Annotated in this window: 3 protein-coding genes; 1 reads left to right on the top strand and 2 read right to left on the bottom strand. The window is 37.8% G+C overall.

Going from position 1 to position 1,959, the window contains the following annotated elements; translation table 11 throughout:
* Nucleotides 1-623: class I SAM-dependent methyltransferase (locus AC1DRF_RS25115; protein WP_477741972.1), on the bottom strand; the 623-nt coding region annotated here is incomplete at its 3' end.
* 128 nt (nucleotides 624-751) lie between these two features.
* Entirely contained in the window at nucleotides 752-1,189 is a 438-nt protein-coding gene (locus AC1DRF_RS25110) for a BrxA/BrxB family bacilliredoxin (protein WP_013056693.1), read from the bottom strand.
* Nucleotides 1,190-1,431: 242 nt separating this feature from the next.
* Between AC1DRF_RS25110 and AC1DRF_RS25105 the strand changes: the two genes are divergently transcribed.
* Nucleotides 1,432-1,959, top strand: a 528-nt coding sequence (locus AC1DRF_RS25105; RefSeq protein ID WP_477741971.1) for a polysaccharide deacetylase family protein, incomplete at its 3' end; no start/stop codon positions are given.

Genomic DNA, 1,959 nt, shown 5'->3' with positions numbered 1-1,959 from the left:
GTATACAGTGCTATTGCTTTAATACCGTTAATTCCATTCGATTCATCAATTTGCTCTTGAAACATAGGATCAAAGTAGACAACATCAAAAGAATTATCTTCACAACACGCCAAAAACGATTCGAAATTTTGATGAACCACGTTTATACGCTTCATTGCATCGTTCAACTCTTGTACGTCACTTTCCCAATTTAAAAGTCCTTGTTTGACTAAATAAGCTACATAGCGGTTGCCTTCTAGTCCGACAACTTTCCCGCTTTTCCCTACCGCTGCGCTCGCCATCATACTATCCGATGCAAGACCAAGTGTACAGTCAAGCACGCTCATTCCTTTTTCCAAACTAGCAGCTTCAATAAACGGATCAGGTTCTCCTCGCAGCCATCTCTTCACTCTAAACATAGCGGAATTTGGATGAAAAAAAATAGGTTCCTCTTCATTTTGGACATGCAATTCTACTCTATTCTTACCGACAACCAGCACGTCTGCAGCTTGAAGATTCTGAAGATCTGCAACGGATTTCTTCTCTCTTACTACAAAAGGTATACTTAAATCAGCGGCTACTTGTTTGGCTTTTGCAATCATCTGTTCATTTGTTCGACCAGCAGTCGTAACAATCACTTTCATAACTCCCCCTACACTGTTTGGCTATTTACATAAAGAAAAAGGATGCCGATAGACATCCTTTTTCTTATAAAGTATATGCGATTTTTCTCTAAAAATCTATATACTAGATGTGACAAAAGCAGAACATTTTATGAACAGTGCTGCTTAAAGCCATTTAAAATGTTTTCAAAAATAACTTCTAAAGGCTGACCTTCAATTTCATGTCGAGGAATAAAATGAACGACTTCTTTTCCTTTTAAAAGCGCCATAGACGGTGATGAAGGCTCAATGTCACCAAAATATTCACGCATTTTAGCTGTTGCTTCCTTATCTTGGCCGGCAAAAACAGTTACCACTTGATCTGGTTTTTGCTCAGACTGTAAGTACGCTTGCGTTGCTGCAGGACGTGCTAAACCGGCAGCGCATCCACAAACTGAATTAACGACAACAAAAGTTGTTCCTTCTACGTTTTCCATAAAATCAACTACGGCTTCCTCTGTTGTTAATTCTTCATAACCAGCTTGAGTTAATTCTTGACGCATTGGTTTAACTAACTGACGCATATATTCTTCATATGCCATTGACATATTAACATTCCTCCTAACAATCATTCACGCTAAAAGCATACTATAAAAACCAGGAAAAATCTAGCTACTCACTCTTCAAATCCTTATTGTTGTCCCATTCTTCTTCTCCATTTGACAAAAAGAAGATTAAAACCGGGTCATATCATCTAATTTTTCCCTATAAAAATGTCGATTTTTACTATTAATATTCCATTTTTTGTACTATAGTAGTAAATAGTAATTTAGTAGAAAGGATTTTCAAATTGAACCAGCGATTTAAGCCAAACAAACGATTTTATGCATTTTTGTCTTTAGTGTTAGTGATCGTCGCTTCTTTGTTTTTTATTACAGAAGCCAAAGGAAGTGAATCCGCTGCATCTCAGCAAGTATTAGCATCTACTGCGTTGCCGCTGAAAGAAACTGCATCTTCAGCACAGCCTGAGAAGCTGCTTAATACACTTCATCATAATATKTATGTAGTAAATACGGTGAACGATCAAAATCAAGCTCTTACACAGCCTGTTTACCTTACATTTGACGATGGCCCAACACCTGATACTCTTCATATTTTAGATGCTTTGCGTCAATATAACGTAAAAGCAACTTTTTTTATGTTAAAGCATCAAATTGACGCTCACCCTGAAATTGCTAAAAAAGTAGCACAGGAAGGACATGCCATCGGCTGTCACGGCGTCTCTCATGATATTGATGTCATGTATAGTGAAGACGGCGCCGCGTTAAAAGAAATGCAGGAGTGTCAAGCGACAGTTAAGAAAGTAACCGGTATTGAC

The organism is Priestia sp. P5_B4 (assembly GCF_056400385.1).
Note: the sequence above shows the minus strand (reverse complement) of the source record. Positions and strands in the feature narration are given on the sequence as shown.

Excerpts from the sequence above, each read along its gene's own strand:
- AC1DRF_RS25110 (WP_013056693.1), bottom strand. The coding sequence starts at position 1,189 with ATGTCAATGGCATATGAAGAATATATGCGTCAGTTAGTTAAACCAATG.